The 19394-nt window shown below is 69.8% G+C and carries 16 protein-coding genes; 11 read left to right on the top strand and 5 right to left on the bottom strand.

Annotation, left to right across the window (positions count from 1 at the left end):
- Positions 1-150 precede the first annotated feature (150 nt).
- From ADL25_RS38670 to ADL25_RS38685, 4 genes are read right to left on the bottom strand one after another with little or no spacing between them, the layout of a single operon-like run.
- Positions 151-1617 (bottom strand): dihydroorotase, encoded by a 1467-nt coding sequence (locus tag ADL25_RS38670; protein WP_059132592.1) that lies wholly within the window; start codon positions 1615-1617, stop codon positions 151-153.
- Entirely contained in the window at positions 1614-3044 is a 1431-nt protein-coding gene (locus ADL25_RS38675; protein ID WP_059132593.1) for an FAD-binding protein, read from the bottom strand. The genes ADL25_RS38670 and ADL25_RS38675 overlap by 4 nt, the downstream gene beginning before the upstream one ends.
- Complete coding sequence (locus ADL25_RS38680; protein WP_059132594.1) at positions 3041-3676, bottom strand: aspartate/glutamate racemase family protein; 636 nt, start codon at positions 3674-3676, stop codon at positions 3041-3043. Before ADL25_RS38680 ends, ADL25_RS38675 begins: the two co-directional genes overlap by 4 nt.
- Positions 3673-5115, bottom strand: coding sequence for an MmgE/PrpD family protein (locus ADL25_RS38685; protein ID WP_234381215.1), 1443 nt, complete (start codon positions 5113-5115; stop codon positions 3673-3675). The genes ADL25_RS38680 and ADL25_RS38685 overlap by 4 nt, the downstream gene beginning before the upstream one ends.
- Positions 5116-5360: 245 nt before the next feature.
- Between ADL25_RS38685 and ADL25_RS38690 the strand changes: the two genes are divergently transcribed.
- Genes ADL25_RS38690 through ADL25_RS38715 form a run of 6 tightly spaced genes read left to right on the top strand, consistent with a single transcriptional unit; the run spans position 5361 to position 11916 of the window.
- Positions 5361-6182 carry an IclR family transcriptional regulator gene (locus tag ADL25_RS38690; protein WP_059132595.1) on the top strand — a complete coding sequence of 274 codons (822 nt, stop codon included), beginning with the start codon at positions 5361-5363 and terminating at the stop codon, positions 6180-6182.
- Complete coding sequence (locus tag ADL25_RS38695) at positions 6179-7396, top strand: CaiB/BaiF CoA transferase family protein (RefSeq protein WP_059132596.1); 1218 nt, start codon at positions 6179-6181, stop codon at positions 7394-7396. The genes ADL25_RS38690 and ADL25_RS38695 overlap by 4 nt, the downstream gene beginning before the upstream one ends.
- Positions 7393-8226, top strand: coding sequence for an HpcH/HpaI aldolase/citrate lyase family protein (locus ADL25_RS38700; RefSeq protein ID WP_059132597.1), 834 nt, complete (start codon positions 7393-7395; stop codon positions 8224-8226). Before ADL25_RS38695 ends, ADL25_RS38700 begins: the two co-directional genes overlap by 4 nt.
- Before the next feature lie 60 nt (positions 8227-8286).
- The gene (locus ADL25_RS38705) at positions 8287-9114 is read left to right on the top strand and encodes a cyclase family protein (protein ID WP_059132598.1); all 828 of its coding nucleotides are present in this window, start codon (positions 8287-8289) and stop codon (positions 9112-9114) included.
- The gene (locus tag ADL25_RS38710) at positions 9114-10571 is read left to right on the top strand and encodes an MmgE/PrpD family protein (protein ID WP_059132599.1); all 1458 of its coding nucleotides are present in this window, start codon (positions 9114-9116) and stop codon (positions 10569-10571) included. Before ADL25_RS38705 ends, ADL25_RS38710 begins: the two co-directional genes overlap by 1 nt.
- 37 nt (positions 10572-10608) lie before the next feature.
- Complete coding sequence (locus ADL25_RS38715; protein WP_059132600.1) at positions 10609-11916, top strand: MFS transporter; 1308 nt, start codon at positions 10609-10611, stop codon at positions 11914-11916.
- 245 nt (positions 11917-12161) lie between these two features.
- On the opposite strand, the gene ADL25_RS38720 is transcribed toward ADL25_RS38715, so the two are convergent.
- Positions 12162-13151: an Acg family FMN-binding oxidoreductase gene (locus ADL25_RS38720; RefSeq protein WP_059132601.1), complete on the bottom strand. Its 990-nt coding sequence runs from the start codon at positions 13149-13151 to the stop codon at positions 12162-12164.
- Between the two features lie 620 nt (positions 13152-13771).
- Between ADL25_RS38720 and ADL25_RS38725 the strand changes: the two genes are divergently transcribed.
- The 5 genes from ADL25_RS38725 (at position 13772) to ADL25_RS38750 (ending at position 19053) form a co-directional block, all read left to right on the top strand.
- Positions 13772-14056, top strand: a complete 285-nt coding sequence (locus ADL25_RS38725; protein WP_059132602.1) for an SHOCT domain-containing protein — start codon at positions 13772-13774, stop codon at positions 14054-14056.
- Between the two features lie 189 nt (positions 14057-14245).
- Positions 14246-14860, top strand: coding sequence for a CBS domain-containing protein (locus ADL25_RS38730; RefSeq protein WP_059132603.1), 615 nt, complete (start codon positions 14246-14248; stop codon positions 14858-14860).
- A gap of 277 nt (positions 14861-15137) precedes the next feature.
- Complete coding sequence (locus ADL25_RS38735; RefSeq protein WP_059132604.1) at positions 15138-17129, top strand: multicopper oxidase family protein; 1992 nt, start codon at positions 15138-15140, stop codon at positions 17127-17129.
- Between the two features lie 503 nt (positions 17130-17632).
- Entirely contained in the window at positions 17633-18364 is a 732-nt protein-coding gene (locus tag ADL25_RS38745; protein ID WP_059132606.1) for a CBS domain-containing protein, read from the top strand.
- 14 nt (positions 18365-18378) lie between these two features.
- Complete coding sequence (locus ADL25_RS38750) at positions 18379-19053, top strand: helix-turn-helix domain-containing protein (RefSeq protein ID WP_107116827.1); 675 nt, start codon at positions 18379-18381, stop codon at positions 19051-19053.
- Positions 19054-19394: the final 341 nt, after the last annotated feature.

The following is a 19394-nucleotide window of genomic DNA, read 5'->3' on the forward strand; positions in this document are numbered from 1 at the left end:
TGGATGAGGCGTGTGCAAAATCCTCCAACGCGAAGCGGGCCTTCGGCTGCACGCTGGAGGCGCCTGGTGTGTGGGCCGGCGTCGACGGCACATCACCGGGGTGCGACGGCCGCCTCCGCACCGCTTCCGCGCGGAGGCGGTACCGCCCTCTCAGCGTGTGGTCGGCCGTGACAGGTAGCGGCCCTCCGGGTCCCCGATGACCTTGCCGTCCGTGTAGACCTGGCGGCCGCGCAGGAACGTCGACTCCACCCTTGCGCGGATCTCGAGACCCTGCAGCGGCGTGTACTCCTGCGCCGACTCCGAGTCCGCCGCGTCCACCGTCCAGGACCGCGCGGGGTCGACGAGTACGAGGTCGGCGTCGTAGCCCTCGGCGATCGCGCCCTTGGCGGCGAGCCCGAAGCGCTGTGCGGGAGTCCATGCGGTCAGTTCCGCGACCTTCTGCAACGGCAGGCCGTGCCCGGGCGCCGCACCCACGAGACCCGGAAGCAGGTATTCGGTGCCGCCGAAGCCCGACTTGGCGGCGAAGACGTCGCTCTTCGGGTCCCCGAACTTCGTCTCCTCCTTGCAGCACGCGTGGTCGCTGACCACCCAGTCGATGTGGCCCGCCACCAGGTGTTCCCACAGCGCGTCCACGTCCTCCTGCGGCCGCAGCGGCGGGTTGACCTTGCCACCGATGCCCGACGCGGTCTCGATGTCGGCCAGCAGGTGGCCGATGGTGACCTCGCGCCGGAAGTTCACTTGGGGGAACGTCTTCGCCATCAGCATGGCCGCCTCGATGGCCTTGCGCGAGGACAGGTGCAGCAGGTTGATGTTCGGCAGCTGCGTCTCGGCGGCCAGGTAGCTCGCGATGGTGACGGCAAGGCCTTCCGAGTGCGGCGGGCGGGACGCGCTGTACGCGGCGAGGCCGTCGAGCTTGCCCTCCTCCTCCACCAGCTTGGTGTACGCCGTCATGATCTCCGCCGTCTCACAGTGCAGCGACAGGGAGATGGCGTCCGCGAACTGCGGGTACGCCTCGCGCGCCGCCTGCACCCCTCGCATGACGAACTCGAAGTGCGCCAGGTCGTAGCGCTCGTCCGGCGGGATCATCAGGAACGCGTTCTGGTCCGCCGACCGGCCGTGCAGGCCATGGCTGCCGTAGAACATGAACACCTTGAAGGAGGTGACGCCGAAGCGGGCGATCAGCTCGGGGATCTCCGCGATGTGCGACTTCTGCATCGGCGCGAGGTGGAAGCCGTAGTCGACGTACGACCGGCCTCCCGCGTTCTCGAGGACCAGTGGGAAGACCTCGTTGTAGCTGCCGCCCCGGTTCATGTAGTACTGGCCGGTCCGCATGTACGTAAGGGCCGTGGTCACGCCGCCCTGGGCGCAGGCCCGGCTCTCCGTCGCGGTGTCGTCGGACAGCGGGTTGTAGATGCCCCAGTGCTGGTGGGCGTCGACGACGCCGGGGAAGGCCAGCAGTCCCTTGCCGTCGACGACGTCGCGGGCGTCCGATGCGGGGATGCCGGGGGCGATGCGGTGGAAGACGCCGTCCTTGACGCCGATGTCGGTGGTGGGGATGTCCGCGGCGTTGTGCTTCACCAGGCGCACGTTCTTGATCAGCAGGTCCAGTTCGGTCATGTGTGCTTGAGCCTCTCTCCGTGTGCGTGGGTGCGGGACAGCGTGTTCGCCGCCTGCCAGGCGAGACCGAGTGCCGGCAGCAGGCCGTTGCCGGCCAGATAGCCGTCGGCGCCGCGTCCCGAGATGCCGTGTGCCGCGCCGCCGGACGCGAACAGTCCGGGAATCGGCGTTCCGTCCTCGGTGAGGACGCGGGCGTGTTCGTCCACCGCCAGGCCGCCCTGGGTGTGGAACAGGGCGGGGATCACTTCGACGGCCGCGTAGGGAGGACGCAGCGGCTCCTCGAAGTACGTCCGGCCGTAGGGATCGGGCTCCGCCGCCCCGCGGGCTCCGGCGGCCTGGCCTGCGATCGAGTCGCTCAGGGCGGTGGCGTCGCAGCCGGTACGCTCCGCGAGTCCGTCCGGGTCGTCGGCCCATGTGAGTGCTCCGGCGTCGACCGTCTGGCGGAAGTCTGTGAACGGCAGACACAAGTCGTGGATGCGCTTGTCGAGGACGATCCATCCGCGGGCTCCGGGACGGGCCGCGAGGGCGGCCGCGTACTCGGAATAGCCGGTGGTCTCGTCCCCGAACCGTCGGCCGTCCCTGTCGACCATCACCGCGCCGTGCATGATGGTGGCCCAGCCGACGAGGGTGCGCGACCGGCGCGCGAGCGCTGCGTGGCCCTGATAGGCGTCCAGGTAGGCGGCGTGTGCGCCGTGTTTCAGGCCGATACGAAGGCCGTCGCCCCTGGAGAACTGGCCACCATGGTACTCGGCCTTGGCGATCTCGGGCAGGTGACGGCCCACGAGCTCGCGGTCGGCGCCGTACCCGTTGGTGGCGAGCAGGACGGCTCGTGCGGGGACGGTCTCCTCGCGCCCGCCCGGGTACGCGAGGACCGCGCCGGTGATCTCGCCGCCCGGGCCGCGCTCGACATCGGCCAGGCGGGCAGGGACGAGGAGGTCGATGCGGGGCGAGGACCGTGCCCGGTCGTAGAGGTGCCGTAGCAGCGTGGAGCCGTGCCGTCCTTCCACGGTGTGCAGGCGGTCCGCGGAGTGGCCCGGATAACTGAAGTCGGTGACGAGGGTCAGCGGCAGTCCCGCTTCGTCGGCCAGCCACTCCACCAGCGGGGCGCTGATCCCCGCGAGGGCTGCGGAGAGTGCGGGGTCCGCGGTGCCGTGGGTCTTGGCGGTGATGTCGGCGAGGAAACGCGCGGGGCTGTCCTCGATCCCCGCCGCGCGTTGCCAGCGCGAGCCCGCGCCGGGGATCATCGCGGTGGACATGGAGGTGTTGTTGCCGCGCAGAAACTGTTCGTCCGCGTCGACGACGAGGACGTTCAGTCCGGCCTGTGCCGCTCTGAGCGCACCCGCGAGTCCCCCGCCGGCACCCGCCACGACGAGGTCGACCGCGCCGTCCTGCCCCTGTCCGTCGTCCTCCGGCACGCCCCCGCTCATGCCCGTACCCCTGCCGCCAGCAGCCGCAGGGCGCGTTCCGCGGGGTCGACCAGTTGCACCGGGTGGGGGGTGTCCGTGTCGACGGCGGAGCAGCCGTTGATCACGGCGGTCACGCCGCGGACGGCGAATTCGTCGAGCGCCCGGCGTACGGCCTCGTTCCATCGCAGGGTGTCGGGGATGGTGTCGAAGTCGAGGTCGAGCACGGTGACCCCGGCGAACCACGGACCGAGGCCGTACTCCTCGATGCGTTCGGCGAGGGCGTCGCCGATGGCCCGGTTTCGGGTGACGGCGCCGAAGACCGTGCCGGTGGCGGCCAGATGGCCGGCGGTGAGGCGCAGCATGCCGACGGTCGGTACGGCCGAGCCGTCCGGGGTCACCGGGACGGCCGGGTCCAGGACGCAGTCCGGCATGCGGACGGTGTAGTCCTCGGCGGACGCCTTCGTGAGTGCCTTGGCGACGGCGGAGGTCGAGGTCTTGATGTCGTCCCGCGTCGCGAACTGCCGGGGCACTTCGGGGCCGCCGTCCTCCAGGACCACGTCCACACCGGGTGGCGACAGGCGCCGGTAGCGGTCGCGTCGCCGTGTCAGCTCGGCCGCGTCGACGCGGACCGGGGTGACGGAGTGGATTTTCATGCAGTGCCTCCGGTACTCGCCGTCGAGGGGGTCGTGAGGTGGGTGAGGTCCCGCAGCAGCGATCCCACGTCGTCGGCCTTGGGCAGGTGGTTCGCGGCCCGCCGCAGGTACTCCACCAGGGCTTCGTCGCCGAGCAGGCCGGTGAGCACGCCGGGCAGGGTCCGGGCCGTGAAGGGGTGGTGGCTGCTGTCGCCCACCGGGTGGGGCGCGAACAGCACGACGTGCTCGCCGCTCTTGAGGACCGCGGTGAGCCGGGTGGGGCGCTCGTGCGGGAGCCGGGCGGTCAGGGCGAGGTCCTCGCGTACGGTGACCTTCCCGGCGAGGGCGAAGAGTTCGGGTCTGTCGGCCTGGGTCGCCTCCGCGGTGGCAGGGGCGACCGCACCGTCCAGCAGGGCGGCGGCCACCGCGTAGGGGATGGAGAACATCGCGCCGAGCGGGCCGTCCCAGTGGGTGCGGTCCAACGGCGCGGCCAGCGCGTGCGTCTCCACCCGCATCTCGGTCACGGCGTCCGCGACCTGATGGGCGGTCAGTCCTGCGAGGGGTCCATTGCGCAGCCGCAGCGCCAGGTCGGCGGCAGGGTGCGTGTACGAGCACGAGGCGTGCCGTTTGAAGTAGTTGTGCGCTATCTGCCAGTCGTCCCCGAGGCCGTCGGTGAGAGCGGCCGGGTCGAACGAGCCGAGCAGGCTGCCGAGTGACAGGGCCGCCGTACCGCCGTTGCCGACGACGCCCGCGGCGGCGAGCCGTGCGGCGGCGAGTCCGGACATGGCGGCGGCTCCCATCCAGGCGTCGCGCACACGGTGGCCGTCGAGTGCCGAGTCGAAGTGCCCGGCCACGGCCAGGCCCGCGGCCGTGTCGACGGCGGCCGCGACGCCTGCCGCGGGCAGTCCGAGCAGTACGGCGCAACCGGCGGCGGCTCCGCTCACGCCCCAGTTGCCGTGGGGGTGGACACCCCGTGCGAGTGCGGTGGCACGGCCGAAGCGTGCGGCCACCTCGTACCCGGCGAGCAGGGCACGTGCGGTGTCCTCGCCCGAGCTGCCGAGGGAGGCGGCGAGGGCAAGGATCGCCGGGAACGTGTGTCCCGCGGGATGTCCCTTGGCGTACTTGCCCCCTTCGTCGAGCTCACAGCACACCAGTGCCGTCGCGTTGAGGTAGGCGGCGGCGTCGGGCTGGGTGCGGATGTCGGTGCCCAGCACGGGCGCGCCGCCCGGCGGCGTGGGCCAGAACTTCCTGATGCGCCGCTGCCCCTCGGTACGCGATCCGGCGACCGTGACGGCGAGGGTGTTGAACAGGACCAGGGAGAAGCGCTCGCGTACGGCTTCGGGGACGTCCGGCCAGGACAGTTGCGAGGCCCAGCGGGCGAGTTCCTCGGTCTTCGTGGCGGCCGCGCGTTTGGGATCGCCGGCCTGGTGGGGTTTTTCGCGGGACGGGTCGACGGGCACCTGTCCACCTCCCTCCAAATGTTCCATCCAGCGGAACACTTTCATATATCGATGATTCCAGCGTGTTCGGGATTCCGTCAATACCCCTCGGCAAAGCCCGGGAAAACCTGATGTTTACTGGGGAATAGCTCTTGACCTCACCCGGAACCAGTGCTTCTCTGATGTTCCATTGAGCGGTACGGACAAAGAGTCCGACACGGGAACACACCCGTGATCACACTCCCAGGGCAGGCGAGAATGAGCCCATGACGACTCAACCCGGAACCGAGACCGCAGGCCGCGTGATCGACGTGCTGCTGCTGTTCACCGACGGACCCGACGAACTCGGCGTCTCCCGCATCGCACGGGAACTGGGCCTCAGCAAGGCCGTGGTGCACCGCATCCTGCAGACCCTCGTCGCCCGCGGCATGGTCACCCTCGACCCGCAGACCCGGCTGTACCGCCTGGGCGCGACCGCGGCCGCGCTCGGAGCCCGTGCACTGCGCGAACTCGATCTGCGCGCCGTTGCCGCAAGCGCCCTTCGGCGACTGCAGGAGGAGACGCGGGAGACGGTGACCCTCACCGCGCTCGTACCCGGCGGACGTGTCTACGTCGACCAGATCGTCAGCACTCACGAGGTGAAGATGACCGTGGAACTCGGCCGCAGGTTCCCCCTGCACGCGGGCAGTTCGGGCAAGTGCATCCTCGCCTTCCTGCCGGAAGGGCGACGCGAGGAGATCCTCGCCGGTGGCCTGCCGGCTCTCACCGGCAGCACCCACACCGACCCCGATGCGCTCCGCGCCGAACTAGAGGCCGTCCGGGAACTCGGATACGCCAGCTCGCAGGGCGAGCGCCAGGCCGACGCAGGCTCGGTGGCCTCGGCTGTGTTCGGCCTCGACGGCGACGTCCGCGGCTCGGTGTCCGTATGCGGTCCCCGCTCCCGCTTCACGTCGCAGTTCGTCAGCGCCTGCGCACCCCGAGTGGTCGCGGCGGCCCACGACATCTCCACCGCCCTGGGGTGGACCGGTACCAGCCCCGTGGCCGCGCCCAAGGTCTCCTCCCACGCGACAACGGAAGGATCTCCATGACCGACACCGCACCCGCCGCCCCGTCCGCCAGGGGCTCGGCCCTCGCTGGCATCAAGGTGCTGGACATCGCCACCCTTTTCGCCGGGCCCCTGGCGGCCACCCTGCTCGCCGACTTCGGAGCCGACGTCACCAAGGTCGAACACCCCAAGGGCGACCCGGTACGCAGCCACGGCGCGAGCAAGGACGGCGTGGGCCTGTGGTGGAAGATGCTGTCCCGCAACAAGAAGGCCGTCACCCTCTATCTGGGCAGCCCGGAGGGGCAGGACATCTTCCGCCGCATGGTCGCGGACACGGATGTCGTCATCGAGAACTTCCGGCCGGGCACATTGGAGCGCTGGGGCCTCGGCTACGAGGCCCTCGCCGAGATCAACCCCCGCCTCGTGCTCGCCCGCGTCACCGGTTTCGGCCAGATCGGCCCGTACGCCAAACGTCCCGGCTTCGGCACCCTGGCCGAGGCGATGAGCGGCTTCGCCGCCATCACCGGTCAGCCCGACGGACCGCCGACCCTTCCGCCCTTCGGACTGGCCGACGGCGTGTCCGCCCTCACCGCCGCCTTCGGCATCATGACCGCGCTGCACGCCCGTGAGCGCACCGGACGCGGCCAAGTGCTCGATCTGGCCATCATCGAGCCGATGATCACCCTGCTCGGGCCGCAGGCCATCACCTACGACCAGCTCGGGCAACTCCAGCCGCGCACCGGCAACCGCTCCGTGAACAACGCCCCGCGCAACACCTACCGGACCAAGGACGGCAGTTGGGTCGCCGTCTCCACCAGCGCCCAGTCCATCGCGGAACGGGTCATGCGCCTCGTCGGCCGTCCCGAGTACGTGGACGAGCCGTGGTTCGCCTCCGGCGCCGAACGCGCCCGGCACGCGGACGAACTCGACGCGGCGGTCGGCTCATGGATCGCCGACCGCACCCGCAGCGAGGTCGTCGAGGCCTTCGAGGATGCCCAGGCGGCCGTCGCACCGATCTACGACATGAGTGACATCTTCGAGGACCCGCAGTTCCAGGCCCTGGACACCATCACCGAGGTGGAGGACGAGGAGCTCGGCACCATCCGGTTCCAGAACGTGCCCTTTCGGCTCAGCGACACCCCGGGGGCCGTCCGCTGGCCCGGTCCGCGCAAGGGCCGGGACACGGCGGAAGTGCTCGGCCGCTACGGCGTCGACGCCGAGGAACTCGCCGCCCTGGCCGAACGGGGCGTCGTATGACGGGCATCCCGCGGACGGCCGGCGCCGTACGCTCCTGGCTCTACGTCCCCGCCACCCGGCCCGACCTCCTGGACAAGGCGATGGCGGGCGAAGCGGACGCCGTCGTCCTGGACCTGGAGGACTCCGTGCCCCCGGACCGCAAGGACCAGGCGCGCGCACACGCGGTCAAGGCGGTGGCCGCCACCTGGCCCAAACCGCTGTGGCTCCGCATCAACCAAGTACGGCTCCCCGACGGGCAGGACGACTTGGAGGCGCTCGCCGGCGCACCCGTGCAGGGCCTCAGACTCCCCAAGTGCGAGAGCCCCGACGACATCAGGGCCGTACTGGACCGGGTCGACGCCCCGCTCCATCTGCTGTTCGAGACGGCCCTCGGGGTGGAACGGGCCTACGAACTGGCCACCACCGCACCGCAGGTGGTCCTGCTCTCGCTCGGCGAAGCCGACCTCGCCGCAGATCTCAGGGTGAACGGCGACGAAGCGCTCGGCTGGGCACGCGCCCGCACTGTCAACGCCGCCCGCGCTGCCGGACTTTCCGGGCCGGTCCAGAGCGTCTGGACGCAAGTGGCCGACCTGGAAGGCCTCAAGGCCGGCACCGAACGCGCCCGCGCCCACGGGTTCTTCGGCCGATCCGTCGTCCATCCACGCCAGGTTCCCCCGGTCAACGCGGCCTTCACGCCCGGGCCCGAGGAGGTCGAGGACGCCCGCCGGCTCGTCGACTCCCTGCACCGCGCCCAACGCGCGGGCAACGCGGCCTGGCTCGACGACCGCGGACGCTTCGTCGACCCCGCGGTCGTCGCCCGCGCGCGCTGGCTCCTCGAACTCGCCGGCTGACCACCGCATCCGCGACCGGCTCCGGGCCACCTACCCCCACTCCCCCAGGCAAGGCAGGTCATGACCCTAGTCCAGCACACCACCAACCCGTTGCTCGCCGCACTGCCGACCGATCCCCGCATCGTCGAGCTGGGCCAGCCGCTGTTCACCGGCATGCCCTGCTCGCCCAACCACCCCGGGTTCCGTATGACGTTGGCCCGCCGCCACGGCGACATGGTCCGCCCCGACGGGGGCTCCGCGGCCAACGAGGTGATCATCACCGGCGGTCATGTCGGCACCCACATCGACGCACTCTCCCACGTCAGCCACAACGGGCTGCTGCACGGCGGGGTCGACGCGGCCCAAGCGCAAACCGGCGGCTCGTTCTCGCAGCACGGCGCCGAGCACACCCCAGCCCTGGTGACCCGTGGCGTGCTGCTCGACGTGGCCGCGGCACTCGGCACCGGCACCCTCCCCGGCGGCTATGGAGTGACCGCGGCCGACCTGAGCAAGGCGGCGGAACTCGGCGGAGCCGAGCCGCGCGAGGGCGATGTCGCCGTCGTCCGCACCGGCTGGGCCCGGCACTTCGACGACCCGGTCGCCTATCTGGGCAAGGAATCCGGCGTCCCCGGCATCACGGAGGAGGCGGGCGAATGGCTCGCCGAGCGCGGGGTGCGGGCGGTCGGCTGCGACACGACGGCCTGTGAGCAGATCCCACCGGGTGCGGGCCACAGCGTCCTGCCGGTGCACCGGCTGCTCCTGGTCGACCGCGGCATCTACATCATGGAGCACCTGGCGCTCGAGGACCTCGCCGCCACCGGCGTACACGAGTTCCTGTTCATCGTCGCCCCGCTCAGGATCGTCGGCGGCACCGGCTCCCCGATCCGCCCCCTCGCGGTGGTGGCCTGATGACCGACGCGTCCACCACGCCCACCGCCGCCCAGCAGCTCGCGGCGTTCGCCGTCGCGACACGGGACGCAGGACTCGGCCCGGACCTGCGCGACAAGGTCACCGGCCATCTCCTCGACCTGCTCGGCAACAGCCTCGCAGCCCTGTCGCAGCGGCCGGGCGCCGCCGTCAGGGAACTCGTCGAGGAATGGGGCGGCTCCCCCGCCGCCACCGTGATCGGCTCACCGGACCCGCTGCCGGCCCCGTCGGCGGCGCTGGTCAACGGCACCCTCGCGCACAGCCTCGACTTCGACGACACCCATCTGCCGTCCGTCCTGCACCCGTCGGCTTCGGTACTGCCCGCCGCCCTCGCCACCGCCGAGGCGGTCGGCGCCGGCGGTGCACAACTGCTGACCGCGGCGGCCGTCGGCATCGAGATCACCTGCCGGCTCGGGATGGCGCAGTACGACGCCGAACTCGGCAACTCGGTGTTCTTCGACCGTGGTCTGCACGCGACCGCGATCTGCGGGGCGATCGGCGCGGCCTCCGCCGCCGCCGTGCTGCGCGGCCTGGACGCCGACGGGATCTGCTCCGCGATCGGCATCGCCGCCAGCATGGGCTCCGGCATCATCGAGGCCAACCGCACCGGAGGGACCGTCAAACGCGTGCACTGCGGCTGGGCCGCCCACGCCGGTGTCGTCGCCGCCGACATGGCACGCCTCGGCCTGACCGGCCCGCCCACCGTCCTGGAGGGCCGTTTCGGTTTCTTCCAGGCGTTCTGCGGCGACCGCTTCGACGCGAAGACCGTCGTCGCCGCCACGACCGAGGGCCTCGGTGAACACTGGGAACTGTCCCGGCTGTTCATCAAACCCTACCCCTGCAACCACTTCACTCACGCGGGCGTGGACGCGGCCATGAGGCTGCGCGCCCGGGGGGTCGAACCCGACCGCATCATGCGGCTGACGCTCGGGGTGCCCGCACCCGTGCTGCGCACCATCGCCGAACCGGCGGCCGAGAAGGCCCATCCGCGTTCCGGCTACCACGCGGCGTTCAGCGGTCCCTACACGGTGGCCGCAGGACTGCTCGCCCGGCCCGGGGAACCGGGCCATGGACTCGGTGTGTTCCACGAGGACTTCACCGACGAGGCGGCGGCGGACCCCGCTCGCCTCGCCCTCGCCGCCCGCGTGACCTGCGTCGCGGACGAGGAGTGCACCGCCGTCTTTCCGCACCAGTTCCCCGCCGTGCTCACCGCGGAACTCGACGACGGGACCACCGTGACCGAGCGGGTCATGGTGAACAGGGGGAGCCCGCAGAACCCTCTCGACGCCACCGAACTCACCGCCAAGTTCCTCGCCAACGCCCGCGGCGCGGGAGCGGAACAGGCCGTGCGGGACCTGGCCGACGAGGTATGGAACATCGCCGCAGCCCCGGACACCACGCGCCTGACCCGCGCGCTGTCGGCGGTGACCGGCGCCTGACGCACCGCAGACTCCTCCACTCCACCGAGGTGAACCCATGAGTTCCTCGCGTTCCAACGTCCGGTGGCTGACACTCGGACTGATCGTCGCCCTCATCGTCATCAACTACATCGACCGCAGCGCCATCAGCTACGCGGTCGACCCGCTCACCAAGGCGTTCGGCATCAGCAAGTCCCAGTACGGACTGATCAGCAGCGCCTTCTCGATCGGCTACATGGTTTTCGCCTTTCTCGCCGGCCCGCTCGTCGACCGCTACGGCGCCCGGCGCATCCTGCTGGTGGGAGTGGCCATCTGGTCGGTGGTCACGGCGGTGACCCCCGTCTCGGGCTCGTTCATCGGCCTGTTCATGGCGCGGGTGATCCTCGGCGCGGGTGAGGGCCCGGGCTTCCCCGCGGCGACCCGGACGGTCAGCCGCTGGCTGCCGCAGAAGGAACGCGGCATCGCGCTCGCGATGGTCGGCGGAGTCGCCGTGGCCGGATCCCTGCTGATCGGCGGGCCGCTCGTCACACAGCTGATCGACGGACTGGGCTGGCGCGGAATGTTCTGGGTCCTCGCCGCCCTCGGCGCACTCTGGTTCGCCACCGCCTGGGCCCTGTTGAAGAACACCCCCGACGAGCACCACAAGGTCTCGGCCGCCGAGCGCGCGCACATCGCGGCGGGCCAACTCGAGGAAGAACGCTCCTCCAGTGGCAGCGTCCACTGGCGGCCCGTCCTCACCAACCGGAACCTGTGGGTCATAGCCGTAGGCTACTTCGCCTGGGGGTTCATGTTCTGGGGCTTCATGTACTGGCTGCCCGAGTACCTGTCCTCGCAGTACGACCTCAGCATCAGCGCGGTCGGGCTGTTCACCGTTGCGCCCTGGGCGGCCGGCGTGGCCGGCGCACTCCTCGGGGGCGTGCTCACCGACCAGGTGTTCGCCCGCACCGGCAACCCCCGCACCCGCCTCACCATCATGGGCGTGGCGCTGCTGCTCTCCGGCGCCGCACTCATCCCGATCATCGTCGCACCGTCCCTCACGGTGTCGGTCACCTTCATCTCCATCGGGGTCGGTCTCGGCTTCGTCACCGGGGGCATCTGGTGGGTCGCGGCCATCGACGCGATGCCTGCGCAGCCCGGCGTCGCGGCAGGCTTCGCCGACGCGGCGTTCGCGCTCTCCGGCATCGTCGCGCCGTCCGTCATGGGCTTCATCGTCAGCTCCACGGGCAGCTTCTCCAGCGGCTTCGTCGTGATGACCGCCCTTGCAGTAGTGGGCGCCGGCTCGATGCTGGTCCTGCCGAGGCACCGCCCGCGTCTGGAGGTCTCCGCACCGGGCGGCACGGCGGGGCTCGCTGTGGGGCAGCGTTAACCCCGGTCGACTTCTTCCGGCTCGGGCGGGAGGAAGTAGTCGTGGTGGCCGGGCGTAACCCATGCCCGTCATGAGGTGTCCAGCCGTGCGCGCTCCGCACCGGGTCTGCCTGCGCCGAGGTCATGTCCTCCCGCATGTTCGCCAGGTGCGGAGCGTGATCACGCTCGGTTCGCGACGGTGGGTTCGACGCCCTCTGCGCAGGCCCCGCCCCGAGGGCTTTGCCGACGACGTCGGCAGTCGCCCTTTCAGAAGATGTCGAGCACCTCGGCCACCGGCCGTCGGGGCGTGGGCTGCCCCTCCGGGCCGTATCCGAGGCGGAGCACCATCTGCACATGCGCCATGGCCGACGTGGGATCGCGTACAGCCCACCGGAGTTCGGGCCATTCCAGGGGCTGGGAGGTCAAAGAGACGACGAGGCCGTCCACGGTGGCCTGGAGCCACACCCGCTCCAGTGCCTGCCCCGCCCGTAGCCAGTCCACCGGGTGGTCCTGGGCCGTGCCGAGCAGGGCGATGTGAGGTCGCCTTTCGAAGGGGGCCCAGCCGCGGCCTGCCACCGTACGGCCGCCGGTGAGGTCACGTACGGGAGAACTCACTCCCCACTGTCCGGGGCCGAGCGCTTCCGCCGGAATCCCGTCCGCAGGCGAGCTTGCACCCGAGGGCTCCGTTCGGACCCACTGCGCCGTCTCACCGCGTACTTCGGGGGCCCGTGCCTCGCGGCATTCGGCATCGTGCACAAGATTCAGTACCGATTCCGTGTGCCAGGCGTCGGGGAAGACCAGACGGGTTCCTTCGAGGTGGGCCGACAGGCACAGTCCGTCCCGCAGGAACTCCGGTATGTCCTCCTCGAGGAAGGGCCGGCGGCTGGTGTGACGTCGGCGGATCACCGGCTGCAGCAGGGCGAGTGGGTCGTCCGGGGACGCGCTGCCGGTGAGGTCCACCTCGGCCAGGAGCAGCGGGTCGGCATCGTCCGGCAAGAGCCGCACGGCGGGTTCCCTGCCTGCCGCCACCGCGGCGACACGCAGATTGAACAGTGCGGCTCCACAGCCCAGATACAGGCCGCGGTTGTCCGGATCCGTCTTCGGCAGTGCGCGGTCAAGGTCGGCGTACAGCCGCAGGGTGCCACTGTCACGATGGAACCGGAACGTCCAGGGCTGCGCGTTGTGCAGGGACGGGGCCGCCGTGGCGTCCTCGACGAATGCGGTGACGGCGGGCGTGTCCAGAGTGAGTGCGGTCACCGGAGCCTCCCTTCCGAGTCGGGCGGCCCATCTCCCGGCCATGGCAGACGGTGGGATCGTCTCGTTCGCCGTACCACCCGCACGACGGAGGAGAAGGTCGCCACGTGTTCAGGCTGCGAGCGGAAGGCACTCCCGCGGTAGGGCCACCCGGACCCTTCCGAGACCAAGTGGACCCACGTCTCCAGGCGCGTATCGAACGGCACGTACAGGGCGAGCGCCAGGAGGAACGCCCAAAGACCGGTGACGGGCGGCAGAGCGGCGTCATCCGTCATCCGCCCGCGGGACCGACCGTCGCGGAGTCCACGCCGTGCGCACCCGCGGGCCCGGACGGCGGGCCGTTCGGTCTCACAAGGACCGTCCCCCGACGTCCGGCATGCGCAGTACCTGGCCTGCGACAAGTGGGTGAAAGGCGATGCGGTGCCTCACGTCCCCGGCCATCACGGCCCCGCTGGGTCGGTCGGTCCCGCTCGGGGACGTTCGGCCTCTGCCCTCGGCCACGACCGTGTCACCACACTGGGACCTGCGGCAGAGTGCCGCACCTCAGCGCGTGGGCCACACGTCGACCGCAAGCCGGCGTCATCTTGTCCGTACGGACCTGGTGTACCGGGAAGTGACTCGCGATGTATTACTGGAACCACCGGGGCATGAATGGATGGGGTTGGTTCGTCGCGTCGGTCAGCGCGATCCTGTTCTGGATGCTGCTGATCCTGCTCATCGTGTTCTTGGTTCGCACAATGAACCGCGGCTCCGGGCGGCCGCACAACACTCCGGGACGGTTGCCGCCCGAGCGGGTGCTCGCTGAGCGGTTCGCTCGCGGAGAGATCGACGAGGAAGAGTACCGGCGCCGACTGGCGGTGCTGCGAGAGGAACACCATGGTCCCGACAAACGCGAGCGTGCGCCGTAGTCCTGCCGTACGGTGCACTGGTCGAGCAAGGTGACATCCGGCTCGTCGGAGGAAGCCGTGCGCTGGGACCATGCGGGTGCGAAAGCCGCCCGGCACCCTCCGTCGCGGGAATCGCCGAGGCCCTCACACAGCCACCCGGCTCAGGCAACAAGACCATTCCGCGGACGCACAGATAGGGGACGCCGAGCGATGGGGCACCGCAGTGTGGGTGATTTGATGACCCCCAGCGCCGTGAGCGTGCGGCCGGGCACGACCTTCAAGGAGATCGCACGCCTGCTCGACGAGTACGACATCACCGCCGTCCCCGTGGTCGACGACTTCGGTCGGCCCGTCGGGGTGGTGTCCGAAGCGGACCTGCTGCGCAAGCAGACGTCGGTGGGCGTCGGCATCACCGCCGGTGCGTTGATGACCAGCCCCGCCGTCGTCGCGAAGCCGGAGTGGGACGTCGTCCGTGCCGCACGCACGATGGAAGGAAGCAAGGTCAAACGCCTTCCCGTGGTGGACGAAGACGGCCACTTGATCGGTGTGATCAGCCGTAGCGACTTGCTGCAGTTGTTCCTCCGCCAGGATCGCGCGATCAAGGAGGAGATTCTGGAGGACGTCATCGTCGGGACGCTCGGTCTGCCGCCCTCGTCGCTCACCGTCGACGTCGCCGACGGGAGAGTCACGCTGAGCGGCAGGGTGGAGCGCAAGAGTCTGCTTCCCGTGGCCGTGCGGTTGTGCGAGGAGGTCGACGGCGTGGTCGATGTCGTCAACCGGCTCGACTTCGACCGGGATGACACGGTGGACGTGGCCACGCGTTAGTCCCCAAGGAGTCCGGGGAGCGGCCGTACTCCGCCCAGTGCCCGGGCAGGCGGTCAAGCGCCCGTACCGGCTCCTCGTGGTCCGCCTCGTTCAAGCCAGTTCCACGGCCGCCGGCTCAGTCTCGCCTCGAGAGGCGGACACATCGCACGGTGTCTCCCTTCGACGGTACTGATTGACCTGTCTGGAGTAGCTGCGCGGCCCGACGCCGCGGCTTGTGCCAATCTTCGGGTGCGACGCGGGCTGCCTTCGGTCCCGGCAGAGCGAACGGAGAACAGGCGTGGTCACGAGGCGTCGAGTCATCCAGGCCGCCGTCACCGGAGGCGCGTTCGCTCTGCTTCCCTCCGGTGCCGGGTTCGGCCCGACACGGCTGTCGTCGCCGACGGGGCGAACCGCCCTCGATCCCGAGGGCATCGAGAAGTACCGCGTACCACTTGTCATCCCTCCGGTCATGCCACAGTCCGACCGCGGCTCGGCGGACGGCATCGACCACTACTCCATCGGTGTCCGTCAGTTCCGGCAGCAGGTGCTGCCCCCCGGCCTGCCGGCGACGACCGTGTGGGAATACGGCTGTACGGAGGACTCCGGTACGTTCCACTACCCTGCGTCGACTTTGGAAGCCCGGGTCGGCAGGCCCGTGCAGGTGCGGTGGAAGAACGAATTGCTCGATCGCTCGGGCCGGCATCTGCCCCATCTGCTGCCGGTCGACCCGACACTGCACTGGGCCAATCCGCCGGGCGGTACATGGGGCCGGGACGGGCACCCGACGTTCCGGTCGACGCCGGGTCCCTACACCGGCCCCGTGCCGCTCGTGACGCATCTGCACGGAGGCCGGAACACAGAGGAGAGCGACGGATACCCCGAAGCCTGGTACCTCCCGGACGCTGTCGACATCTCCCCCGGCTACGCCCGGGTCGGATCGTTCTACGATCTGTACAAACAGAAGGCCCAGGCCGCCTACGACGTCGCCTGGGGCCCGGGAGAGGCCGTCTTCCGGTACGCCAACGAAGAGCGTGCGGCAACGCTCTGGTTCCATGATCACGCCCTTGGTGTGACACGCCTGAACGTCTATGCCGGGCTGGCCGGGTTCTACCTTCTGCGCGGTGGACCGGCGGATCTGCCCGAGGGTGTCCTGCCCGGACCTGCCCCTCGCACCCAAGACCCTTCGGGGCGGAGCTGTCACGAGATCCCGCTCGTGATCCAGGACAGATCCTTCTACGCGGACGGGAGCCTTCTCTATCCTTCGGGACGCGCCGCCTTCGACGGGTTCAAGGGTCCCTATGTGCCGGACAGTGATATCCCGCCGATCTGGAATCCCGAGTTCTTCGGTGACACGATCGTCGTCAACGGCCGAACCTGGCCGGTCCTCGATGTCGAACCCCGCCGCTACCGCCTGCGCGTACTCAACGGGTGCAATTCGCGGTTCCTCATTCTGAAGGTCGTTGCCAACCCTGCCGCCCACCGTCCGGCGGACGCCGCCCTCAGCTTCTGGCAACTGGGAAACGAAGGGGGCTTCCTGCCCGCGCCCGTGCAACTCGAGCAGCTGCTCATCGCTCCCGCGGAGCGCGCCGACGTGATCGTCGACTTCGCCTCGGTACGTACTGGGGCCGCCTTGTACCTCATCAACGAAGGCCCTGACACCACGTTCCAAGGCGGGAGAGCAGGTGTCGATTTCGCGCCCGCGAAGCCGGGCACGACCGGACAGGTGCTGAAGTTCGTCGTCCAGTCACAAACCTCGCCGGACACGAGCGTGCCCCCCTCCCGACTGACCCTGCCGTCCCTCATGCCTCTGGGCACGGCGGACCGTGTCCGCCGGCTCTCCCTCAATGAGGAGAGTTCCACCGTGCTTCCGCACATCGGCCCCCGACGGGCGCTTCTCGGGACCGTCGACGTACACGGGAAGCCGGTCCGCATGGGATGGAGCGACCCTGTGACGGAAAATCCGGCGCTGGGAGAAACCGAGATCTGGGAGATCCACAACTTCACCGTTGATGCTCACCCGATCCACATCCACGAGGTCCAATTCGAGATCGTCGACCGGCGCACGTTCACTCAGAAGACCTCTTCTCCCCCCGAGCCGTGGGAGCGCGGATTCAAGGACACCGCCATCGCGTACCCCGGCGCAGTCACCAGGCTCAGGGCGACGTTCGACCGGCCTGGCCAGTTCGTATGGCACTGCCACATGCTCGAACATGAAGACAACGACATGATGCGGCCCTACCGCGTGGGACCGGCGCAGAACAACCCGCCGAAACACGAGCAGGGGATGTGACCGACGGACACGTCCGAACCGGGCGCCACGCCCGGCCCGTCCTTTCGCGGGCGGAGGTACCGGGGCCGACCGGCCCCCTACGTCATCCCCGTACGGCCCATGTGAACACCTTCGATGCGATGGACGCTCGAGGTGTCGAGAGGCTGGAAGAGGTGCGTGATGACGGACGGCACGCCCAGCAGGTGCGGGGTACATGCGGTATCCCGCCATGGAGGCGGAGCAACTGTTCGTGATCGCACGGCTGCACGGTGCGCGTGCCTGCCGTTCCGGCCGCGAGCAGGCGTGATCATCGGCAAGCACCTCGCGTATCCGGTGATAGTCGTGGCCTTGGCCCGCGTCCCGACCGGCACAGCCCGGTATCGGCTCGGCGCATCCCCTCACCGGCTGGAAGGCCTCGAACGGCTGCTGGCGTACCCGCCCCGCAGAGCGAGCAACCTGCCGCAGTCCGGCGTCCGCCCCGTCCTGGGGACATCGGATGGAGGCGACTGGCAGAAGGAAGGGACATGAAGCACAACAAGGTCGGCTCCGTCATGACCAGCGATGTCATCCGTGCCGACTACTCCACACCGTTCAAGGAAGTCGCACGGCTGCTCGCGGACGGCCGGATCAGTGGTCTGCCGGTCGTGGACGAGGACGAGAAGGTCATCGGCGTCATTTCCGAGACGGACCTGGTGAAGCGGCAGTCGGAACCTTTCGGCACCGACGAACCGGAGCGCTCCCTCGCCGCCGGCAAACCGATGTCCTCGGCCCGTAGAAGCCCCGCCAGGTCCAGGGCCTTCACCGCCGGGCAGCTCATGAGCATGCCGCCCATCACGGTGCACGCCGAGGAGACCATCGCCCAGGCGGCTCGCATCATGACCGAGCAGGACGTGGAGCGGCTGCCGGTGCTGGACGAAGAGGACCGCCTCGTGGGCATCGTCACGCGTCGAGATCTGCTCAAGGTGTTCCTGCGGCCCGACGGGGACATCCGCGACGAGGTGATCGACGAGGTGATGCTCCGCACACTGCGACTGGCACCCACCGCCATAGACGTCTTCGTGGTCGAAGGGGTGGTCACCCTGACCGGCCGGTTGCCTCGTAGGAGCGAGACGGAGATCGCGGTCTCCACGACGCGGCAGATCGACGGAGTGGTCGCCGTGATCGACCAACTCGACTACCGCTTCGACGACTCCCGGCCGCAACCCGACAGTCGGTCACAATACGGCATGGCCGACAACCGGCTGCACAAACTCTGAAGGAGGTGACGATCATGGCCGCACGGCCGTCGTCGCACCCTGCTACAGGGCACCCTGCCGGCGACCTCGGACGCAGGATCACACAGCGGCGACAGGAACTCGGCTTGTCCCAGGGGGAAACAGCCGATCGGGCGGGAATGTCCTCCAGCTACCTCCAGTACCTGGAGGAACAGCCCACGGTCACCCCCGGTCCTGCGTCCCTCCTCAGGCTGGCGGGGGCCCTGCAGACCACCGTCCGCGACCTCACCGGCGGCGACATCGATCTACCACCCGGCCGCGGTCAGGCAGGACGGCATCCGAAGTTCACCGAACTGCCCTCGCAAGCATGCTGGGACCTGCTCTCCACGCACGGCGTGGGCAGACTCGCCATACCCGTCGGCACCGGCCCGGTGGTCGTCCCCGTGAACTACAGCGTGATCGAAGGGGTCATCGTCTACAGGACGAGCCCCCAAGCAGTACCGGCACAGGCCGTGGGCCGCCAAGTGGCCTTCGAGGTCGACCACATCGACGCGGCGCTGAGCCAGGGTTGGAGCGTCCTCGTCACCGGACCCGCCGGCACTGTGACGGACCCCGACTGCGTAGGGCTGGTGCGACAGCAGGCCTACAGCGAACCGTGGCCGGGCGGACAGCGGGACATGTGGATCCGCATAAACCCCATCAGTGTCACAGGGCGTCGGATCACCGTTTGAATCCTCCCCCCCCCCGCTGAAGTGGGAGGATTCCTGGCTCACGTTGGCTGCGGGTCAGCGACCAGCAGCTCTTACACGATCAACACCAGTCGGGTTGAGACCAGCCCGGTTTGGTACGGCAAAGCTCGAAGGTGCGCGTGCCGTCTTGGTTCTCGATCGGCACGGTGTGCGCGCTTGGTTCTCGCAACGCACCCCGTACACCGTACCCGATCATGTGGGCAGTCTTTCGCCCTGGGGGCGAAACCCCGTTTCCTTCCCTGCTCCGCAGGGGTTCCGATTCCTCCCCGCCCTGAAGGCCGGGGCGTCCTCGGAGGTATTTGGTGACGCGGCGGTGGCCGGAG

It is taken from the genome of Streptomyces sp. NRRL F-5122 (genome assembly GCF_001507435.1).
In the GTDB taxonomy this organism is placed as follows: Bacteria; Actinomycetota; Actinomycetes; order Streptomycetales; family Streptomycetaceae; genus Streptomyces; species Streptomyces lannensis.

What these genes read in the sequence shown, in the direction of transcription:
- ADL25_RS38670 (WP_059132592.1), bottom strand. Translation starts at nt 1,617, where the DNA reads ATGACCGAACTGGACCTGCTGATCAAGAACGTGCGCCTGGTGAAGCAC.
- ADL25_RS38675 (WP_059132593.1), bottom strand. Translation starts at nt 3,044, where the DNA reads ATGAGCGGGGGCGTGCCGGAGGACGACGGACAGGGGCAGGACGGCGCG.
- ADL25_RS38680 (WP_059132594.1), bottom strand. Translation starts at nt 3,676, where the DNA reads ATGAAAATCCACTCCGTCACCCCGGTCCGCGTCGACGCGGCCGAGCTG.
- ADL25_RS38690 (WP_059132595.1), top strand. Translation starts at nt 5,361, where the DNA reads ATGACGACTCAACCCGGAACCGAGACCGCAGGCCGCGTGATCGACGTG.
- ADL25_RS38695 (WP_059132596.1), top strand. Translation starts at nt 6,179, where the DNA reads ATGACCGACACCGCACCCGCCGCCCCGTCCGCCAGGGGCTCGGCCCTC.
- ADL25_RS38700 (WP_059132597.1), top strand. Translation starts at nt 7,393, where the DNA reads ATGACGGGCATCCCGCGGACGGCCGGCGCCGTACGCTCCTGGCTCTAC.
- ADL25_RS38705 (WP_059132598.1), top strand. Translation starts at nt 8,287, where the DNA reads ATGACCCTAGTCCAGCACACCACCAACCCGTTGCTCGCCGCACTGCCG.
- ADL25_RS38710 (WP_059132599.1), top strand. Translation starts at nt 9,114, where the DNA reads ATGACCGACGCGTCCACCACGCCCACCGCCGCCCAGCAGCTCGCGGCG.
- ADL25_RS38715 (WP_059132600.1), top strand. Translation starts at nt 10,609, where the DNA reads ATGAGTTCCTCGCGTTCCAACGTCCGGTGGCTGACACTCGGACTGATC.
- ADL25_RS38725 (WP_059132602.1), top strand. Translation starts at nt 13,772, where the DNA reads ATGTATTACTGGAACCACCGGGGCATGAATGGATGGGGTTGGTTCGTC.
- ADL25_RS38730 (WP_059132603.1), top strand. Translation starts at nt 14,246, where the DNA reads ATGGGGCACCGCAGTGTGGGTGATTTGATGACCCCCAGCGCCGTGAGC.
- ADL25_RS38745 (WP_059132606.1), top strand. Translation starts at nt 17,633, where the DNA reads ATGAAGCACAACAAGGTCGGCTCCGTCATGACCAGCGATGTCATCCGT.
- ADL25_RS38750 (WP_107116827.1), top strand. Translation starts at nt 18,379, where the DNA reads ATGGCCGCACGGCCGTCGTCGCACCCTGCTACAGGGCACCCTGCCGGC.